Origin of the sequence: Verrucosispora sp. WMMD573, assembly GCF_027497175.1 — a bacterium.
Classification (GTDB): Bacteria; Actinomycetota; Actinomycetes; order Mycobacteriales; family Micromonosporaceae; genus Micromonospora.
In genome coordinates this window covers 1,117,158-1,133,316 of the sequence record NZ_CP114901.1, presented here as the reverse complement: position 1 = coordinate 1,133,316, position 16,159 = coordinate 1,117,158, and the positions used below count along the sequence as shown (strand labels likewise).

The 16,159-nt window shown below is 70.7% G+C and carries 17 protein-coding genes and 1 tRNA gene; 8 read left to right on the top strand and 10 right to left on the bottom strand.

The window, feature by feature from the left end; translation table 11 throughout:
• Positions 1-22 precede the first annotated feature (22 nt).
• On the top strand, positions 23-1,165 hold the full coding sequence (locus O7601_RS05320; RefSeq protein ID WP_281565125.1) for a DUF3068 domain-containing protein: 1,143 nt from the start codon (positions 23-25) through the stop codon (positions 1,163-1,165).
• A gap of 84 nt (positions 1,166-1,249) precedes the next feature.
• Here O7601_RS05320 and O7601_RS05315 read toward each other — a convergent pair whose 3' ends face one another.
• Both O7601_RS05315 and O7601_RS05310 read right to left on the bottom strand, forming a co-directional pair.
• The gene (locus O7601_RS05315) at positions 1,250-2,920 is read right to left on the bottom strand and encodes a DUF885 domain-containing protein (protein WP_281565124.1); all 1,671 of its coding nucleotides are present in this window, start codon (positions 2,918-2,920) and stop codon (positions 1,250-1,252) included.
• A 49-nt stretch (positions 2,921-2,969) separates the two neighbouring features.
• Entirely contained in the window at positions 2,970-3,227 is a 258-nt protein-coding gene (locus O7601_RS05310) for a hypothetical protein (RefSeq protein WP_281565123.1), read from the bottom strand.
• A 107-nt stretch (positions 3,228-3,334) separates the two neighbouring features.
• Here O7601_RS05310 and O7601_RS05305 point away from each other — a divergent pair, with 107 nt between their 5' ends.
• Entirely contained in the window at positions 3,335-4,318 is a 984-nt protein-coding gene (locus tag O7601_RS05305; protein ID WP_281565122.1) for a DMT family transporter, read from the top strand.
• A gap of 34 nt (positions 4,319-4,352) precedes the next feature.
• Here O7601_RS05305 and O7601_RS05300 read toward each other — a convergent pair whose 3' ends face one another.
• The 3 genes from O7601_RS05300 to O7601_RS05290 form a co-directional block, all read right to left on the bottom strand.
• Positions 4,353-5,417: a PHP domain-containing protein gene (locus O7601_RS05300; protein ID WP_281565121.1), complete on the bottom strand. Its 1,065-nt coding sequence runs from the start codon at positions 5,415-5,417 to the stop codon at positions 4,353-4,355.
• A 73-nt stretch (positions 5,418-5,490) separates the two neighbouring features.
• On the bottom strand, positions 5,491-8,409 hold the full coding sequence (locus O7601_RS05295; RefSeq protein ID WP_281565120.1) for a glycosyl hydrolase: 2,919 nt from the start codon (positions 8,407-8,409) through the stop codon (positions 5,491-5,493).
• Between the two features lie 164 nt (positions 8,410-8,573).
• A complete protein-coding gene (locus tag O7601_RS05290) occupies positions 8,574-9,329 on the bottom strand; it encodes a M23 family metallopeptidase (RefSeq protein ID WP_281565119.1) in 756 nt (251 codons plus the stop codon).
• Between the two features lie 49 nt (positions 9,330-9,378).
• Between O7601_RS05290 and O7601_RS05285 the strand changes: the two genes are divergently transcribed.
• From O7601_RS05285 to O7601_RS05270, 4 genes are all read left to right on the top strand, one after another.
• The gene (locus tag O7601_RS05285) at positions 9,379-9,738 is read left to right on the top strand and encodes a hypothetical protein (RefSeq protein WP_281566802.1); all 360 of its coding nucleotides are present in this window, start codon (positions 9,379-9,381) and stop codon (positions 9,736-9,738) included.
• 87 nt (positions 9,739-9,825) lie between these two features.
• The gene (locus O7601_RS05280) at positions 9,826-9,993 is read left to right on the top strand and encodes a hypothetical protein (protein WP_170863604.1); all 168 of its coding nucleotides are present in this window, start codon (positions 9,826-9,828) and stop codon (positions 9,991-9,993) included.
• 131 nt (positions 9,994-10,124) lie between these two features.
• On the top strand, positions 10,125-10,655 hold the full coding sequence (locus tag O7601_RS05275; RefSeq protein ID WP_281565118.1) for a tRNA adenosine deaminase-associated protein: 531 nt from the start codon (positions 10,125-10,127) through the stop codon (positions 10,653-10,655).
• 145 nt (positions 10,656-10,800) lie between these two features.
• Complete coding sequence (locus tag O7601_RS05270; RefSeq protein ID WP_281566801.1) at positions 10,801-11,295, top strand: nucleoside deaminase; 495 nt, start codon at positions 10,801-10,803, stop codon at positions 11,293-11,295.
• 31 nt (positions 11,296-11,326) lie between these two features.
• Here O7601_RS05270 and O7601_RS05265 read toward each other — a convergent pair whose 3' ends face one another.
• The 3 genes from O7601_RS05265 to deoD all read right to left on the bottom strand — a co-directional run bounded on the left by O7601_RS05265 (position 11,327) and on the right by deoD (position 13,248).
• A complete protein-coding gene (locus O7601_RS05265) occupies positions 11,327-11,779 on the bottom strand; it encodes a hotdog domain-containing protein (RefSeq protein ID WP_281565117.1) in 453 nt (150 codons plus the stop codon).
• Positions 11,776-12,414, bottom strand: coding sequence for a TetR/AcrR family transcriptional regulator (locus tag O7601_RS05260; protein ID WP_281565116.1), 639 nt, complete (start codon positions 12,412-12,414; stop codon positions 11,776-11,778). The genes O7601_RS05265 and O7601_RS05260 overlap by 4 nt, the downstream gene beginning before the upstream one ends.
• A gap of 126 nt (positions 12,415-12,540) precedes the next feature.
• On the bottom strand, positions 12,541-13,248 hold the full coding sequence (gene deoD / locus O7601_RS05255; RefSeq protein ID WP_099848872.1) for a purine-nucleoside phosphorylase: 708 nt from the start codon (positions 13,246-13,248) through the stop codon (positions 12,541-12,543).
• A gap of 75 nt (positions 13,249-13,323) precedes the next feature.
• Between deoD and O7601_RS05250 the strand changes: the two genes are divergently transcribed.
• Positions 13,324-13,410, top strand: a tRNA-Ser gene (locus tag O7601_RS05250).
• Between the two features lie 104 nt (positions 13,411-13,514).
• On the opposite strand, the gene O7601_RS05245 is transcribed toward O7601_RS05250, so the two are convergent.
• Positions 13,515-13,814, bottom strand: a complete 300-nt coding sequence (locus O7601_RS05245) for a hypothetical protein (RefSeq protein WP_281565115.1) — start codon at positions 13,812-13,814, stop codon at positions 13,515-13,517.
• A 9-nt stretch (positions 13,815-13,823) separates the two neighbouring features.
• Positions 13,824-14,435: a hypothetical protein gene (locus O7601_RS05240; protein WP_281565114.1), complete on the bottom strand. Its 612-nt coding sequence runs from the start codon at positions 14,433-14,435 to the stop codon at positions 13,824-13,826.
• Positions 14,436-14,923: 488 nt separating this feature from the next.
• On the opposite strand from O7601_RS05240, the gene O7601_RS05235 reads away from it, so the two are divergent.
• A complete protein-coding gene (locus O7601_RS05235) occupies positions 14,924-16,153 on the top strand; it encodes a cytochrome P450 (RefSeq protein ID WP_281565113.1) in 1,230 nt (409 codons plus the stop codon).
• The last annotated feature ends 6 nt before the right edge of the window (positions 16,154-16,159 follow it).

The following is a 16,159-nucleotide window of genomic DNA, read 5'->3' as shown; positions in this document are numbered from 1 at the left end:
TTGAGCTCCTCAGGGAGGAAACATGAAGCACCGCGCCGTGGGTGCCGTGCTGTTCGGCGGCGGCGCCCTGCTCCTGGCGCTGGCCGCCGGGTTGGTGTTCGTCGTCAAGCCCGCGATGACCAAACTGCCCTACGACCTGGAGTCGTCGACGTCGGTGGCCGAGGCTCGGGCGGCGACGTTCCTACAGATCACCAACGGCGCGGTCGACATCGTCGATCAGACCGACCTGAGGTCGACCGTCCAGGTCACTCCGGAGCGTGCCAAGACCGCGGCGCTCAGCGGTGACCTCGCCGGTGACGCGGTGGTCTGGCGGGTCGGCCAGACCGTCGAGCGGACCGACTCCAAGGAACTGGTCAGCGCGTACGGCGCCGAGCTGGCACTGGACCGGGTCTCCGCGGCGGCCGTCGAATGGAACGAGCAGTTCCTCGACGAGAGCGGCACGCCGGAGAAGGTTTCGTTCGCCGGCCAGATCTACAAGTTCCCGTTCAACTCCGCCAAGGACAACTACGAGATCTTCGACCGGGATCTGCGGCAGACCCGGATGGCCGAGTTCACGGGAACCGAGGACATCAACGGCATCGAGGCGTACCGGTACGAGCAGGTCATCACCGACGAGAAGTTGCCGCTGGCCACCGACCGGGTGGCGCTGCTGCTCGGTGCGCTCGCCCCCGGCTCCACGTCGGGTGACGTCGTCTACAGCAACACCCGTACGGTCTGGGTGGATCCGGTCACCGGTTCCTACCTGAAGGTCCGGGAGCAGCAGAAGAAGGTGCTCGTGCCGAACACGGGCACCCCGGTGACGCTGCTGGACGCCGATTTCTCCTACAACGAGGAGACCGTGGCGTCCTCGGTGGACCGGGCCAAGGAGAGCCGCAACCAGCTCAACATCCTCGGTGTGTTCGCGCCGCTCGGGCTCGCCGTGCTGGGCCTGGTGCTGATCCTCGTCGGGCTGCTGGTCTCGCGCGGTCGTACCCCGGCCACCGTGGCCCGGCACGCCGCCGCCGACCCGGCACCGACCCGGGCCGACCAGCCGCCGGTCCGGGACGACGCTCGGCAGGGTGGGCCGTTGACCGACGAGATCCCGCCCGCCTCGACCAACTGGAAGTCCGAGGAGTCCACGGTGCCGAGCCAGCGGTCGGCACAGGGCGAGTCGGAGAAGCAGTAGCACCAGGAGTGACGGTGGTGGGGGCGGGCCGATGGTCCGCCCCCACCACCGTCAGCCGGGATCGCCAGCCGGGCCACCCGGGTGTCAGAGTCGGGCCAGCGCCCGGCGGAGCGGGTCGAGACCGAGCGCACCGAGGTCGAGCGCCTGGCGGTGGAACTCGCGCAGGTCGAAGTCGGCGCCCTTGCGGGCCTTCGCGTCCTCCCGCGCCTGAAGCCAGATCCGCTCGCCCACCTTGTACGACGGTGCCTGCCCCGGCCAGCCCAGGTAGCGGTTGAGCTCGAAGCGCAGCATCTCGTCCGGCACCCGGCAGTGCGCCCGCAGGAACTCCCAACCCAGCTCCGGGGTCCAGCGTTCGCCCGGGTGGAAGTCGAACGGGTTGTCCTTGGGAATCTCCAACTCCAGATGCATGCCGATGTCCACGATCACGCGGGCCGCCCGCAGTGCCTGGCCGTCCAGCATCCCGAGCCGGTTGCCCGGGTCGTCCAGGTAACCCAGTTCCTCCATCAGCCGCTCGGCGTACAACGCCCAGCCCTCGCCGTGCCCGGAGACCCAGCAGAGCAGCCGCTGCCAGCGGTTGAGCAGGTCGGCCCGGACGGCGGTCTGGCCGATCTGGAGGTGATGCCCGGGGACCCCCTCGTGGTAGACCGTGGTCACCTCCCGCCAGGTGGAGAAGTTCGTGAGCCCCTGCGGCACCGCCCACCACATCCGACCCGGCCGGGCGAAGTCTTCGCTCGGGCCGGTGTAGTAGATGGAGCCGTCACTGGTCGGCGCGATCATGCACTCGATCCGCCGCACCTGCTCGGGGATGTCGAAATGGGTGCCGTTGAGGTCAGTGATCGCCTGGTCGGCCAGCTCCTGCATCCAGTCGCGGAACGCGTCCCGACCCCGGATGGTGCGCGCCGGGTCGGCGTCCAACGCCGCGACGGCCTCGTCGATGGTGGCGCCCGGACCGGCGATCTGGGCGGCCACCGTCCGCATGTCGGCCTCCAGCCGGGCCAACTCGGTGAACCCCCAGGCGTACGTCTCGTCGAGGTCGATCCGGGCACCGAGGAAGTACTGGGAGGCCAGCTCGTAGCGCTCGCGGCCGGCGGCCTCCTTCTCCCGTCCGTGGGGCGCCAGCTCGGTCCGCAGAAACTGGCCGAACTCGGCGGTCGCCGCCGTGGCCGCCGCCGCACCGCGACGCAGCTCGGCGCCGAGGGCGCTCTCCTCGCCCAGCCGCTCGACCAGCCCGTGGAAGACGTTGTCACCGTCCGGATCGACCCAGGCATCGCACTGCTTGGCCACCTCGATCAGCTGCTTACGCGCGCTGACCCGTCCGGCTGCGGCCGCCTCGCGCAGCGTGGCCTTGTACTCCTCCAACGCGTGCGGGAAGAGGTTCAGCCGGGCGGCCAGATTGGCCCGGGCCTGCTCCCCGTCGGTGGGCATCAGGTCGAAGACCATCCGGATCTCGTGCAAGCCGCTGGTGATGACGCTTACCTCGCTGGCCGTCTCGCCGGTGTCGTACCGGTCCAGTTCGAGGCCCAGACGCTCCTGCATCGCCTCCCGCGCGGTGCGTTCGGCCTCCGTCGCCGGCTCGATGGTGTCGAGCTCGGCAAGGGTGCGTCGGGTCAGTTCGGCGCGTGCGGCGTACCCGTCGGGGGAGAGGTCGTCGAACTTGTCGTCATGGCCGGCGATGCCGACGGAGGTGGCGCCGGTCGGGCTCAGTGCGGCCCAGTCTGCGACGTAACGGTTCGCGAGATCGTCGATTCTTCCCACGCTGCGTACCCTACGCGAGGTGCGCGTCGAGATGATGCCGCCGACGCCGTCAGGGCAGCAGGTCGGCAGGATCGAAGTCGATCGGGAACGGTTCGTCGGCGCGTAGCCGGTCACCGCTGACCGCCTTGGCGAGCGTGTCGTAGCCGCCGAACTTGCCGAGGGCGAACAACTCCACCGCGGCATGCCGCAGCCGGCGCGAGATCTCCACCCGCATGGAGTAGGGCACCCGCCCCTCGGCGCAGCGGATCGGCTTGTCGACGAAGTCCTGCCGGCGGCTGCCGGGGGAGACGAACTCCACGATGTTCACCTCCTCGGTCGGTCAACGCTCTACCAATGTAGGTGGTTTCTGTGGCGCGCGACACGACGGCCGGAAACCGCAGGACAATGTCGTACCCCGGCGGCAGAGTGTCAGGGGTGACAGGCGACTTCACCCCTGACCGGCCGGCGCTGCGGAGCTGGCTGCCCGGCTTCATCGCCCTCGCCGCGATCTGGGGTTCCAGCTTCCTCTTCATCAAGGTCGGGGTGGCCGAGCTGCACCCGCTGCACCTCACCCTCTACCGGGTCGCCTCCGGCGCGCTGACCCTGCTGGTGGTGCTCGCCGTGCTGCGGGACCGGCTACCCCGCGAGCTGCGGGTCTGGGGTCACCTGACGGTGATCGCCGCCTTCGGGGTGGCGCTGCCGTTCACCCTGTTCGGCTACGGCGAGCAGCGGGTCGAGTCGATGCTCGCCGGCATCTGGAACGCGACCACTCCGCTTGTCGTGCTGCCGCTGGCGGTGCTGGTGTTCCGCACCGAGCGGCTGACCGCACGCGGCGCCCTCGGGCTGGGGCTCGGCTTCACCGGCGTGATGGTGGTGCTCGGCGTCTGGCAGGGCGTCGGCGGTGCGCACTTCGTCGGCCAGTTGATGTGCTTCGGTGCCGCCGCCTGCTACGGCTTCGCCATCCCGTACCAGAAAAAGTTCATCGCCGGCAGCACCCTGTCCGGGCTGTCCCTCTCGGCGGCGCAGCTGATCGTCGCGGCGGTCCAGCTCGCGATCGTGGCGCCGGTGGTGGCCGGTGCGCCACCGCTGCCGACCGCGCTGTCGCCGCGGGTGCTCGCGGCAGTGCTGGCGTTGGGCGCGCTCGGCACCGGGCTCGCCTTCGTGATCCACCTGCGGAACATCCGGACCGTCGGCGCGACGACCGCCTCCACCGTGACGTACCTGATCCCGGTGTTCGCAGTGCTGATCGGTGCCGTCGTGCTCGGGGAGCGACTCACCTGGCACCAGCCGGTCGGCGCGTTGATCGTGCTGCTCGGCGTCGCCGTGTCGCAGGGCCTGCTCGGCCGGCGTCGTCGCCGCCGGGTGGCACCGGGTGTGGGCACCCCGACGGCACCCCTGGTCGAGCCCGCCACCCGCTGACCGGAGGCGGGCGGGCCGGGCGGTTGGGCACGCGTCAGTCGCGCGTCCAGGCGACCAACTCGTCCGCCGCCCACGTGTTGATCACGCGGTCCGCGGGGACTCCGCACAGGGCGGCCCGCTCACAGCCGAAGCGCTGCCAGTCCAACTGGCCGGGGGCGTGCGCGTCGGTGTTGATGGCGAACCGGCAACCGGCCTCCAACGCCCGCCGGATCAGCCGCTTCGGCGGGTCCTGCCGCTCCGGCCGCGAGTTGATCTCCACGGCGACGTCGTGTTCGACGCAGGCGGCGAAGACGGCGTCGGCATCGAAGTCACTCTCGGCCCGGGTCCGGGCGCGGTGTCCCCGGTCGCCCGGCCCGGTAACCCCGGCCGGACGGGACGAGACCATCCGACCCGTGCAGTGGCCCAGGATGTCCAGATGCGGGTTGGCGATGGCGGCCAGCATCCGGCGGGTCATCTTCGCCCGGTCGTCGTTCAGGCCGCTGTGCACCGACCCGACCACCACGTCCAGCCGGGCCAGCAACTCCTCGTCCTGGTCGAGCGACCCGTCGGCGAGGATGTCGACCTCGATGCCGGTGAGGATGCGGAACCCCTCCGGCAGCGCCTCGTTGAGTCGTGCCACGTGGTCGAGTTGGCGGCGAAGTCGATCCGCGGTCAGTCCCCGGGCCACCTTCAGCCGGGGCGAGTGGTCGGTCAGCACCAGGTACTCGTGGCCCAGTTCGACGGCGGCCAGCGCCATCTCCTCGATCGGTGAGCCACCGTCGGACCAGTCCGAGTGGGTGTGGCAGTCGCCGAGCAGGGCGGTACGCAGGGCGGTGGCCTCGGCGTCCAGGTCGGTGCCCTCGGTGGCGACCAGCCGACGCAGGTAAACCGGCTCCTCGCCGGAGAGCGACTCGGCGACGCAGCGGGCGGTGACGTCGCCCACCCCGGCCAGTTCGGTGAGCTTGCCGGTGCGGTTCCGCTCGGCCACCTCCTCGGCCGGCAGCGCGGCCAGCGCCTTGGCCGCCGAACGGAAGGCGCGTACCCGGTAGGTTGCCTCGTTCGCCCGCTCCAGCAGGAAGGCGATCCGGCGCAGGTCGGCGATGGGGTCCCGCTCGCTCATGCCCTGCAACCTACGCGGCCGCGCCGCCGGTCGGGGTACGACCGGCGGCGCGGGGGGCGGATCAGGGACGGGATCAGGCGTACGGCAGCCGCACGACGGAGCGGTCACCGACACCGAGAGTGGTGGGGTTGTTGCCGATGGCGGACCAGACCTCCACCCGGACCGTGCCACCACGCAGGTTGCCGAGCGAGCCGGTGCTGGAGTGCAGCCCGGCGGCCTGGGTGTAGTGCTCCCAGCCCGGTACCGGGTCGGTGGCGAAGTAGCGGTACGTCTCCACCCGCTCCCAACTGCCGTCACCGGTCAGGTCGTACGAGACGCGGGCCTGCACCCCGTTGCCGACCGCCGTGCCGGCGTCCAGGAAGAGATCGAACGCGGTCTGCCCGCCGTTGTGGTTGAGGTTGAGTCCGGTCGCGGTGAAGACCACCGGATTGCGTGGCGTGCCGTCGTGGTTCGCGCCACCGGCGCTGGCCACGGTGGTGGTGCCGGCGCTGCCGGAGGCGCCCAGACCGCCGCCGGACAGCAGGTAGCGCACCGGCGAGCTGGACGGCGGGTCGGTCGGCGTCGGTGTGGGAGTGGGCGTCGGGGTCGGCGTCGGCGTCGGGGTGGACGTCGGCGTCGGCGTCGGGCTCGGGGGCGTACCCCCACCGCCGCTGCCCCCGCTCCAGGCGTGCGCCCCACTTGTGGTGGTACGCCCGGCCGCCACGGTCAGCTGCGTACCGTCGGAGAACCGTACGGTCAGCGGCGAGCCGGAGATGTTGCTGGCCACGTACGTCCGGGCTCCGTTGCGGTTGAACACCGCGGCCAGTGGGTGGTCGGCGGTGATCCCGGTGTCGACCCGGCCGAGGGCGGCCAGGTTACGGACCCAGTGGAAGGTGTGCGCCCGACTTTCGCCCTCCTCCGGGGTGTAGCCGGGATTGGCCCGCAGCTTGGCCAGCGCCGCGTCGGCGTCACCGAGGGCGAGGAACTGCCAGTGGATGTCCTGCCACACGGTCGGCTCGCCGCCGTTGTTGCGGACCAGTTCGGCGTACTTCACCGAGTTGTAGTCCGGGTGCTGGCCCAGGTAGAGGTGCCCACCGGTGATCGGCAGCAGGTTGATGCCCTGGATCATCTCGGGCTCCGCGCTGAACCAGGTGGCGTACGCGCCGCCGTCACCCCAGACCATGCCCACGTTGGAGTGCCCGAACTCGGCGGGGAAGTTCTCCCCGGTGACGTCGAACCAGTACTCGTGGATCGCGGCGGCCTGGGTGGTGTACAGGTAGATGCCGGCGTCGCGTACCGCGGTGTTGCCGGTGGCCTGCCCCCACTGGATGAGGGCGTTGGCGAAGTTCATCCCCTCCGACGACGACTCCTGGTTGTTGCCGCTGGCGAACGCGCCGTGTCCGGAGGCCCAGTCGTGCCCGGCGTAGATGTCGAAGTCGCGCAGGTAGGGGAAGCGGGTGTCCGACCTGTCGTAGTTGTTCGCGTCCCGGATGAGCAGGTCGATCATGCCGCCGTACTGGTCCTGCCGGGCCCAGGCCGGGTCGAACTTGGCAAGCGTCGCGGCGGCGGCGATGTAGTAGCCGTAGTGGAAGTGGTGGTCGTTGAGCTCCTGGTCGGAGCCGTACGACGCCGGGTAGCCGATGAGCGTGCCCCACCGCTGGTCGTAGTAGAACAGCCGCTGGGTCTCGCCGGACGAGGCGGTCAGCCAGTCGTTGAGGGTGGCGCGGATGGCGTTCAGCGCCGAGGTGCGGGTCTCGGTGTCGCCGACCAGGTCGGCGATCTCGGCGATGCGGGCCGCCCGGCCGAGCCCCTTGCCGGTCCAGTAGGTGTCGCCACCGCGCTGGTCCATCGGGTTGCTCCGCACCGCCGCCAGCTGCTGCCGCAGCGTGGTCAGGTCGCTGCCGGCTCCGGTGGCGACGGCGGGCAGCTCCGGCAGTACGCCGTTGAACCGCATCGAGGTGCGGAACTCGCCGACGCCGGTGACCACCTTCATCCGCCCCCGGGCGGACGGGTAGGTCGGCGTGATCGGGGTGGCCCCGGTCAGCGCCCGCCACTGGTGCGGGTAGAGGCTGACCACGGTCCGTGTCTCGGTGCCCTCGCGGGGCGTGGTGGTGAAGGTGTACCGGGTCTCCACCCGGCTGGTCGCCGCGTTGTAGCTGTAGCTGACCCGGGTGCCGGTGATGTGGGCGTGCGCGTACTGGCCGTAGGTGTTGGCGAGCTGGGTGCGGGCGGTGCCGCCACCGGTGGCCGGCAGCAGCGCGACGCTGAAGTAGCCGCGTCCGGCGAGGTTGGAGCTGATCCGGCTGCCGCTGACAGTCCAGGTCGCTCCGGTCGGCGCGTACGCCACGTAGTCGTGGCCGCGCACGGTGAAGCCGATGCTGCTTCCGTTGTTGGACCAGACGGTGGGGCTACCGCCGGTCGCGTTGATCACCGCGTCGCCGCCGCTGGTGCGGAAGTAGGCCAGCGGCAGCCCGTGGCCGATGGTGGCGCGCATCGTCCGCGCCCCGTCACTCCAGTACGGGGTGACAGTCCAGTCCGTCCAACCGTCGACAAGTGCGTTGGGGGCGGCCAGTCCGGCCACGCCGACCCGGATGTCCTCGACGTACGGGTACTTGAACTCGCCCACCCCGGTGGCGGTGCCGGAGATGGCCGGGGTCGAGGTGGCGGAGAAGCCCAGCCCGTCGGTGACGGGTTGGTAGGAGACCGGATGTGCGTGCAGGGGCTCGCTGAAGGTGCAGTTCAGCCGCTTCCACAGCAGCGACGACCACCAGTCGTTTGTGGGTACGGCCCCCGATGGCGCGGCGGCGGTGACGTACTGCCGGGGGTTGCTGGCGATGTTGCCGCAGCCGCCCGGGAGTGGGCCGACGGGCGTGGTGGTGTAGCTGCCGGCGCCGACCGGCGCGGCCTGCGCGGGGGAGCCGGCGATGACGGCCAGCCCGCCGAGGCCGAGGGCCGCGGCGGCGGTGGCGGCCAGGATTCGGTGGTGGGTGCGGCGTGGGACGGGAGGTCTCATCTTTCCTCCAACGCGTGCCGGGCCGGCCGCGCCGGTCGGCGCACGCTTCGTCGGTATTGTGAACTTAGCTACCCGAGAGAGCGCTCTCTTCGGTATGCCGGACGGTAGTTCACCGGCTAGACCTGCGTCAATGTTTCGGACTGATGAAACCCGGATGACGCCGATCAGCGCCCGGGCGGCTTCCTCGGGCAGCCGTGCTTGCGATGCCACGCGGCCACCTCGGCCGCCGGCTCCCGGTTGCCGCCCTTGCGCCACGAGTCGAGGTACGGCGCGGGCCAGACCACGCCCCGGCGGATCCACCAGCCATCCTCGCCCAGGCACGGCGGGGAGATGCCGAAGTGCAGATGGCAGACGTTGTTGGCGTTGCCCGTCCGGCCCACCGTGCCGAGCCGTTGACCGGCCCGTACCCGCACCCCCGCGTCGATGTCCTCGGCGATCTCGGTCAGGTGCGAGCCGTAGTAACGCACCCCGTCGTCACCGATGACCGACACGGAAAGGCCGCCGTTGTAAGGCCCCTGCGGACCGCTCTTCTGGTACCGGTCACGCCGGCTGACCTCACCGATCGTGCCGTCGGTTACCGCGACGACCGGCTCACCACAGTCGGCGAAGAGGTCCGTCCCCGGGTACGCCGAATGGGTCGGGTGGTAGGACACCTTCCTGGCGCGTACCGGAAAGATGTGGGGAAGGCCCTTGCGCGGCGTCGCCGCCGGCTGGTCCGTGAGGTCGGGCGCCGCGCTGGCCGCGGGCGCTGCGCCGGTGGTCGCCGCGGCGGTCGGTCCGGGCGCGGCGCTCGGGCTGGTCACGACGCTCGGGCCGGCGTCCGTCGGCGTGCCGGGCGTGCCGCAGCCGCTCGCCGCGAGCACCGGCACGAGCAGCAACAGGGCGTACGCGCGCCGGCGTCCGATCGTCAGCGGAACCATCCGGCCATCCTGACAGACTCGATACGGTGGTGAGACAGCGTCCGTGCGTGTGGAGGTGTGGGTACCGGTGTTGCCGTACAACCCGTCGGGCCTCTTCCCCTCCGGACGACCGCCGCGCCCCGCCTACCGCGAGCCGAACCCGGTCGGCGGCGCCGGTGTCGCGGCGGGAGCGGCCGGCACCCTGGCCTGGCTGGTTCTCTTCGGCCTGCTCGGTGGCAGCCTCGTCGGGTACGTCTGGTGGACCCTGCTCGGCGGTGCGCTGGCCTGGCTCGCGGCCCTGGCGTTGGTCAGGTACGGCGACCGGGGGGTGGCCGCCGGCATCGCGATCGTCACCGCCGGAGGGTGGAGCATCGCCACCGCCGCCGTCGCCACCCGCTGGATGAGCAGCGGTGACTGGCCGCTCTGGTGACCCGTGCCGGCGGCGACTGCGGTGCGTCGTCGCGCAGACACCGAAACCCGTCTTGACTGGATCGCCGTAACTCGGCACTCTCCCGGTATGGCCTGGACCACTCCGCGGCTGGATCCCGATCGCAGCCGCCGCCGCCTTCAGCTTCTGGCGCAGTTGGCGGACGCGCGCGCGGTACGCGAACGCGAACGGCCGCAACGCGCCCGAACCGCACAGCTCCGCCAACTGATCGCCACTCGCCGACGCCTCGCCGGCTGAGCGGCTCGGAGATCCTTCCCCAGGAATGACCGGCCCTTCGGGGCGTTGACCGGTCGCCTGCCGACCCGACCGGCTAACGTGCACGCGTAACGGATCGGCGAGTGCTGTGCCGAGGCAACTTGGGGGAAAACGTGTCGTACTTCGCTGCGGCCGTCGTGCGCGAGAAGGGCGGCTGGACAGCCGCCGAGCTGAGTCTGCGGGGTGCCGCCGATGTCGACGAGGTCGCCGAGCGCCTCCGCGACATCGCTCCCGACGCGGATCTGTCGCTGCTGTTCGTCGAGGCGGACGACACCTACCTGGTCATCCTGCGTCTTGACGAGGGCGAGGACCTGCGGGTCTTCGGCTCCGACTCGGCGTACGCGGAGGAGTCCCGGCTGGGTGCCCTGCTGGTCGGTGACCTGAAGACGTCGGTGACCGGGCTCGACGACGCCGAGGAGGTGCGTCCGACGACCACAGGCGACGGTGAAGACGGCGACCAGCCGGCCGTCGACCCGGAGGCGGACCCGGTGGGCGAGGCGGACCTCCTGACCGACCTGGGCATCCCCGCGCAGCGGCTGCTCGCCCTCTGCGCCCACGAGGGGATGATGCCGGCCGACGTCACCGCCGAGATCTGCCAGGTGCTCGGCTGCGTGGACGACGTCGAGGAACTGCGTGAGGTCTGAGCCCTCCGACGTCACCGATCCGGCCCTGGAGACGGTTCGGCCGGGGCAGCCCACGCCCGGTTCCGTCGGCCGGCGCGGTCCGGGAGCGGACGAGGGCCTGGCCGACCCGACCGGCACCGGCCGGCGACAGCGCCACGAACTCTGGATGCGTCGCGCACTCGAAGTCGCGGTGACCGGCCCGGCGGGTCCGGGCGGAGGCGGCGGTCCGGCCGCCTCGGCGAGCGGCGACGCCGTCGCCGCTGGTGAGCCCGGCCAGGCCGGCGACGTGCCGGTGGGCGCGGTGCTCTACGGGCCGGACGGCAGTGAGCTGGCGATCGGTCGCAACGAGCGCGAGCTGACCGGCGACCCGACCGCGCACGCCGAGGTGCTCGCGCTACGCCGGGCCGCCCAGCGGCTGGGCCGCTGGCGGCTGGACGGCTGCACCCTGGTGGTGACCCTCGAACCCTGCACGATGTGTGCCGGGGCGCTGGTGCTGGCCCGGGTCTCGACAGTGGTCTTCGGCGCCTGGGAACCCAAGACGGGCGCCGCCGGTTCGCTCTGGGACGTGCTGCGCGACCGCCGGCTCAACCACCGTCCCGAGGTGTACGGCGGCGTCCTGGAAGCCGAGAACGCCGCTGTCCTGCGCGCCTTCTTCCGCTGACGTCGTCCGCACCGCTGCCCGGCCCGAGGGCTCAGGAGCGCAACAGCGTGGTGGCGACCGCGCGGGCGGTGTCGGTCCAGGGGGCCGGCCGCAGGGTGGCCGGGTCGAGACGGACGATCGCGCGGTGCCCCTCCGCGTACGTCGTGGTGCCGTCGAGCGAATGGAAGCGGAAGGCGTACCGGGCGCTGCTGGTGCCGAGGTGCTCCAGCCAGAAGTGCACGGCGACCGGGCCGGTGCCGGTGACGGGCGCGAGGTAGCTGATGGTGAACTCGCGTACCGCGTGGAACACGTCGGGCGTGCTGGCCCGTCCGGCCTGGTAGGCGACGCCACGGTCGGACCAGTAGGCGGTGAGCGCCCGCTCCAGCAGCAGCGCGTACCGGGCGTTGTGCAGGATGCCGAGGGCGTCGAGATCGTCGAAGTGGACCATGGCGCGCTCGACGTGGCCGTACTCGACGGCGGGCTGTTCGGCGACTGCGTGACTCATGACGGGCCTCCCGGTAGCAGAGCGGGATCGGGGCAGAGTGTCCGTAGGCGGTTCAGCACGCCCAGGCGGGCGTGCCGGTAGGTGACCTCCGGGTCGAGCAGGCGGGAGCGCATGGCGGCGGCGATGCCGTGCGCGTCGATCTCGTACGCCAGCAGCGCGACATCAGTGCCGGCGGGCAACTCGCTCAGCTCGACCGCCTCGGTGACGAGCCGTTCCAGGAACCTCGTCCAGGCGGCGAAGACGTCGGCGAGACGGTCGCGGACGGCGCCGGGTCGGGCGTTGAACTCAAATTCCGTGGTGGCGAAGAAGCAGCCGCCGGGCAGCACCCGACCGGCGTAGAAGTCGATCCGGGCCTCGTGCAGGGCGTGGATCCGGCGTACTCCCCGGGGAGTGCGCAGCGCCGGGCCGATGATCTGTTCCTGCCACTGGGCGACGGCCCGGTCGATGGTGGCGAGCTGCAACTCCTCCTTGGAGCGCCAGTGCGCGAAGAGGCCGGACTTGCTGACTCCGAGCGACTCGGCGAGATGCCCGAGGGAGAGCCCGTCGAGGCCGTTGGCGGAGGCCAGGCTGACGGCGGCGTCCAGCACGGCGGTGCGGGTGCGCTGCCCCCGGGCGAGCCGGCCGTCGACGGTCATGGGGCGAGACTACTAAATAAGAACGACCGGTCGTATAAATTTACCGAGTGGAGGCCGTCACACCGACCCCGACACAGCGCGTCCCGCCACCGCACGGGGGGTGGCGGGACGTCGGGCTCGACCGGATCAGGCGGTGATGGTGTCCAGAGCGATCTCGACCATCTGGCTGAAGGTCTGCTCCCGCTCCTGGGAGGTGGTCTTCTCGCCGGTCTTGATGTGGTCGCTCACCGTCAACAGGGTCAGGGCGCGGGCCTTGAACCGGGCCGCGATCGTGTACAGCGCCGCCGATTCCATCTCCACCGCCAGCACGCCGTACTCCGCGAGGCTGTCGTAAAGGTCCGGCCGGTCGGTGTAGAAGGCGTCCGCGGCCAGGATCGGCCCGACCCGCATCGCGATGCCGCGCCGCTCGGCCACCTCCACCGAGGTACGCAGCAGCCCGAAATCGGCGACCGGGGCGTAGTCGATCAGCCCGTCGAAGCGCATCCGGTTCATGTTCGAGTCGGTGGACGACCCGATCGCCGCGATCACGTCACGCAGCTGGAGATCCTCGCTGAGCGCGCCGCACGAGCCGACCCGGATCAGCGACTTCACGCCGTACTCGTTCACCAACTCGTGGGCGTAGATCGACGCCGAGGGCATGCCCATCCCGGAGCCCTGCACGGAAACCTCCACGCCGTTCCAACGGCCGGTGAAGCCCAGCATGCCCCGGACCGTCGAATAGCAGTTCGCGCCCTCAAGGTAGGTCTCCGCGATCCACTTGGCCCGCAGGGGGTCACCCGGCATCAGGACCCGCTCGGCGATCTCGCCCGGCTTCGCGCCGATGTGCGTACTCATGGCGTTGATCCTGCCAGGCCGGCCTGGCCGGGACCGGTTCGGCGTCGGAACCTGTGGTCCTGTACCCTCGTCGGCGGTGGCGTGTCCGAGCGGCCTAAGGAGCACGCCTCGAAAGCGTGTGAGGGTTTACGCCCTCCGAGGGTTCAAATCCCTCCGCCACCGCTCGTGAGCAGCGCGAACGCCCGGCAGGTCCGCGAGGACCGGCCGGGCGCTGCGCAATCGGTCTCAGCCGGTGCTCAGGGGGGCGGTCTGCGGCCCGCCCGGAGTCAGCCCGGAAAATCCTGCAGGTACTCCTCGAACGGGATGTCCGGCGCGGCGTCACCGCCGATCTCGATGAAGTGTTCAAGGTCGTCGTAGCCAGGCTGGCCTGTGACGAGCACCCGGAGTGGGTGGCCGGCGTGGTCGGCGAGGAATTTCCAGAGCGCTCGGGTCAGGTCGGACTGGGCGGAGTTCGCCATGTATCCCACCTGGAAGTAGCGGATGTTGTCGCCATCGGGTCGGATCGGCTTGCCCAGGGCGAGGCACATCCGGCACTCGGTGCACGCCAGCCAGCCGTCCAGCGACATCAGCCCTCCTCAGAACACCATGCCGCGAAGGCCCAGCATCGCCGCTGCCACCCGCTTACCGCTTGGGTCGTGAACTACCACCCACACATGCCGGAACTTCAGCAGCTGCTCGTCGGTCCGGGCACCCCAGAAGCCCTTGATCATGCCATTAACCCGGACGCTCGCCGGCACCTGCACGAAAATCTCACCGTCGTATTTGACCTGCTTGGCGGCTCTGGTCAGCACCTTCTGGAAGTTTGGACCGTCGGTGCACTTGACTTCGCGGCGGAACGTGCCGGTGCCGTCCGGGTGCACGAAGGTCACATCCGCGCCTGCCCCGCCCGGCCCGGCGACCTTAGGTACCGTCCCCTCTGGCCCCCGCAGGGCGAGATCCGCATTGGTCTTGGTGAGTTGGAAGTCCGGCTTCGAATCCTTGATCATCTCTTCGATGGCTGCCGCGCGTTCTGCGGGGGGCAGATTGACCTGCTGCTGACCGCCGCACCCGCCGCATGCGTCGTGCGCGATGCGAAGGTTCCTTTTGAAGATCTCCAGCCAGTCCGAGCTGGATGGGACAGCGGAATTCAGCGCCGCAGAAGGATCGGATGGGATGGGAGACGCGTCGACCGTGGCGTCAGCCGTCACGCTCGGCGACTTTCGATTGTCAGGGGCTGTAGGACGTTCGTCGGCCGGCCCGCAGCCGGCTAGCACCAATGCGACAGCCACTGCAACAAGCCACCGCCGCGCCCGACCACGGAGCTCCATGCCGGCACCCCCCGTACACCTAGCCGGTCCGGCCCCACCCTAGTGGGCCGAATGCCCTACGTCGATGTCCGGGCAGCTGTTGGACGGTGATCGTGGACCTCGGAGGCGGCGGCTTCAGGCAGGTCGTCGCCACTGCGGCAGGTAGAGATGCTCCCGGCGTCAGTTCCGGCCGTAGAGTCCGGCATCTCTGGCCGACCGGACATGGAGCGGCCTGAGCATGCGTACCGACTTCGTCTGGCGCAAGTGGTACGGCCGCGAGCCCGCTACATCTCAGAGCGGTGGCCTCTGACCTCTAGGTGGGATACCTGGGCGTGGGTTACTCAAAGTGATCGATTGCCTTCACTGAGAAGTAATGCCATGGTATTTGCATGGTGGCGGTCGAGGGCGGTCCAGTACGACACCCGTTGAACGTCGACGCGGATGGCATCGACCGGACGCGCGGCCCGGACAAGCACCCCTACTACGCGCAGCTCGCCGCTTCGGAATCCGGCGTCCTGCCGGTGGTCCGGCAGGTTGGCGGGGAGTGGTTGCCGGCGCTGCTGATCTGCCGGTACGACGACGTCCGGGAGGTGCTCCGCCGACAGGATCTGTTCTCCCGGGCCGCCGCCGCCCACGCCGACCAGGTCGATGTGTCCGGGACGATGCTCGGCATGGACGGGGCGGAGCACGCCGGGGTGCGGGGAACGGTGAAGGACAGCTTCACCAAGCCTGCCGTGTCCGGGCTACGCGACACGGTCCGCGCCGGTGCCGAGGCACAGCTCGCCGCACTGGCCGCCCAGGGCGGTTCGGCGGACCTGGTCGGCGACTTCGCCGTACCGTTCGCCCTGAACGTGATCTCCGATCTGCTCGGCCTGCCGGAGCCGGACCGGGCGCAGTTCCGCCGCTGGGGCGACATGTTCATGGGCACCGCCGACCTCACCCGGGCCGAGGCCGCCCGGTCCGCCGAGGAGATGGGCGGCTACCTGTGGCAGCAGTTGGACGGGCGGCGCGGTTGCCCACGCGATGACCTGATGACCCGGATCGCTACGGCGGCGGCGGACCAGCCGATGGACGTCCAGGTCAAACTGCCCCTCTCGTTGATCGTCGGCGGATGGGAGACCACGGCCAGCTCCATCTCGACATTCGTGTACCTGTTGCGCACCCGCCCGTACGGTGGGCACGACCGCGCGTGGGACTACCTGTTGGATCATCCGGAGCAGGTCGACGGGGCGGTCACCGAGTTGGAGCGGCTGCACTCGACCTCCAACGGCGACGAGATGCCCCGGCGGGTGATGGCTGACGTGACGCTGCCCAGCGGCGCGCGGCTGACCGAGGGCGACATCGTCATCCCGTCGCACGACGCCGCCAACCGGGATCCACGGGTCTTCGCCGACCCGGAGCGGATGGACTTCGGCCGGGACCCGAACCCGCACCTGTCGTTCGGGTACGGCCCGCACTACTGCGTCGGCGCGCACCTGGGCGCCCTGGAGGTCCGGGTCGCGTTGGCGCTGCTGCTGCGCGAGCTGCCGACGTTGCGGCTGGCCGTGGCCGCGGACGAGGTGCGGTGGAAGCAGGGGCACGCCATCCTCGGCCCGGTGGAACTGCCGGTCAGGTGGTGACGCGGC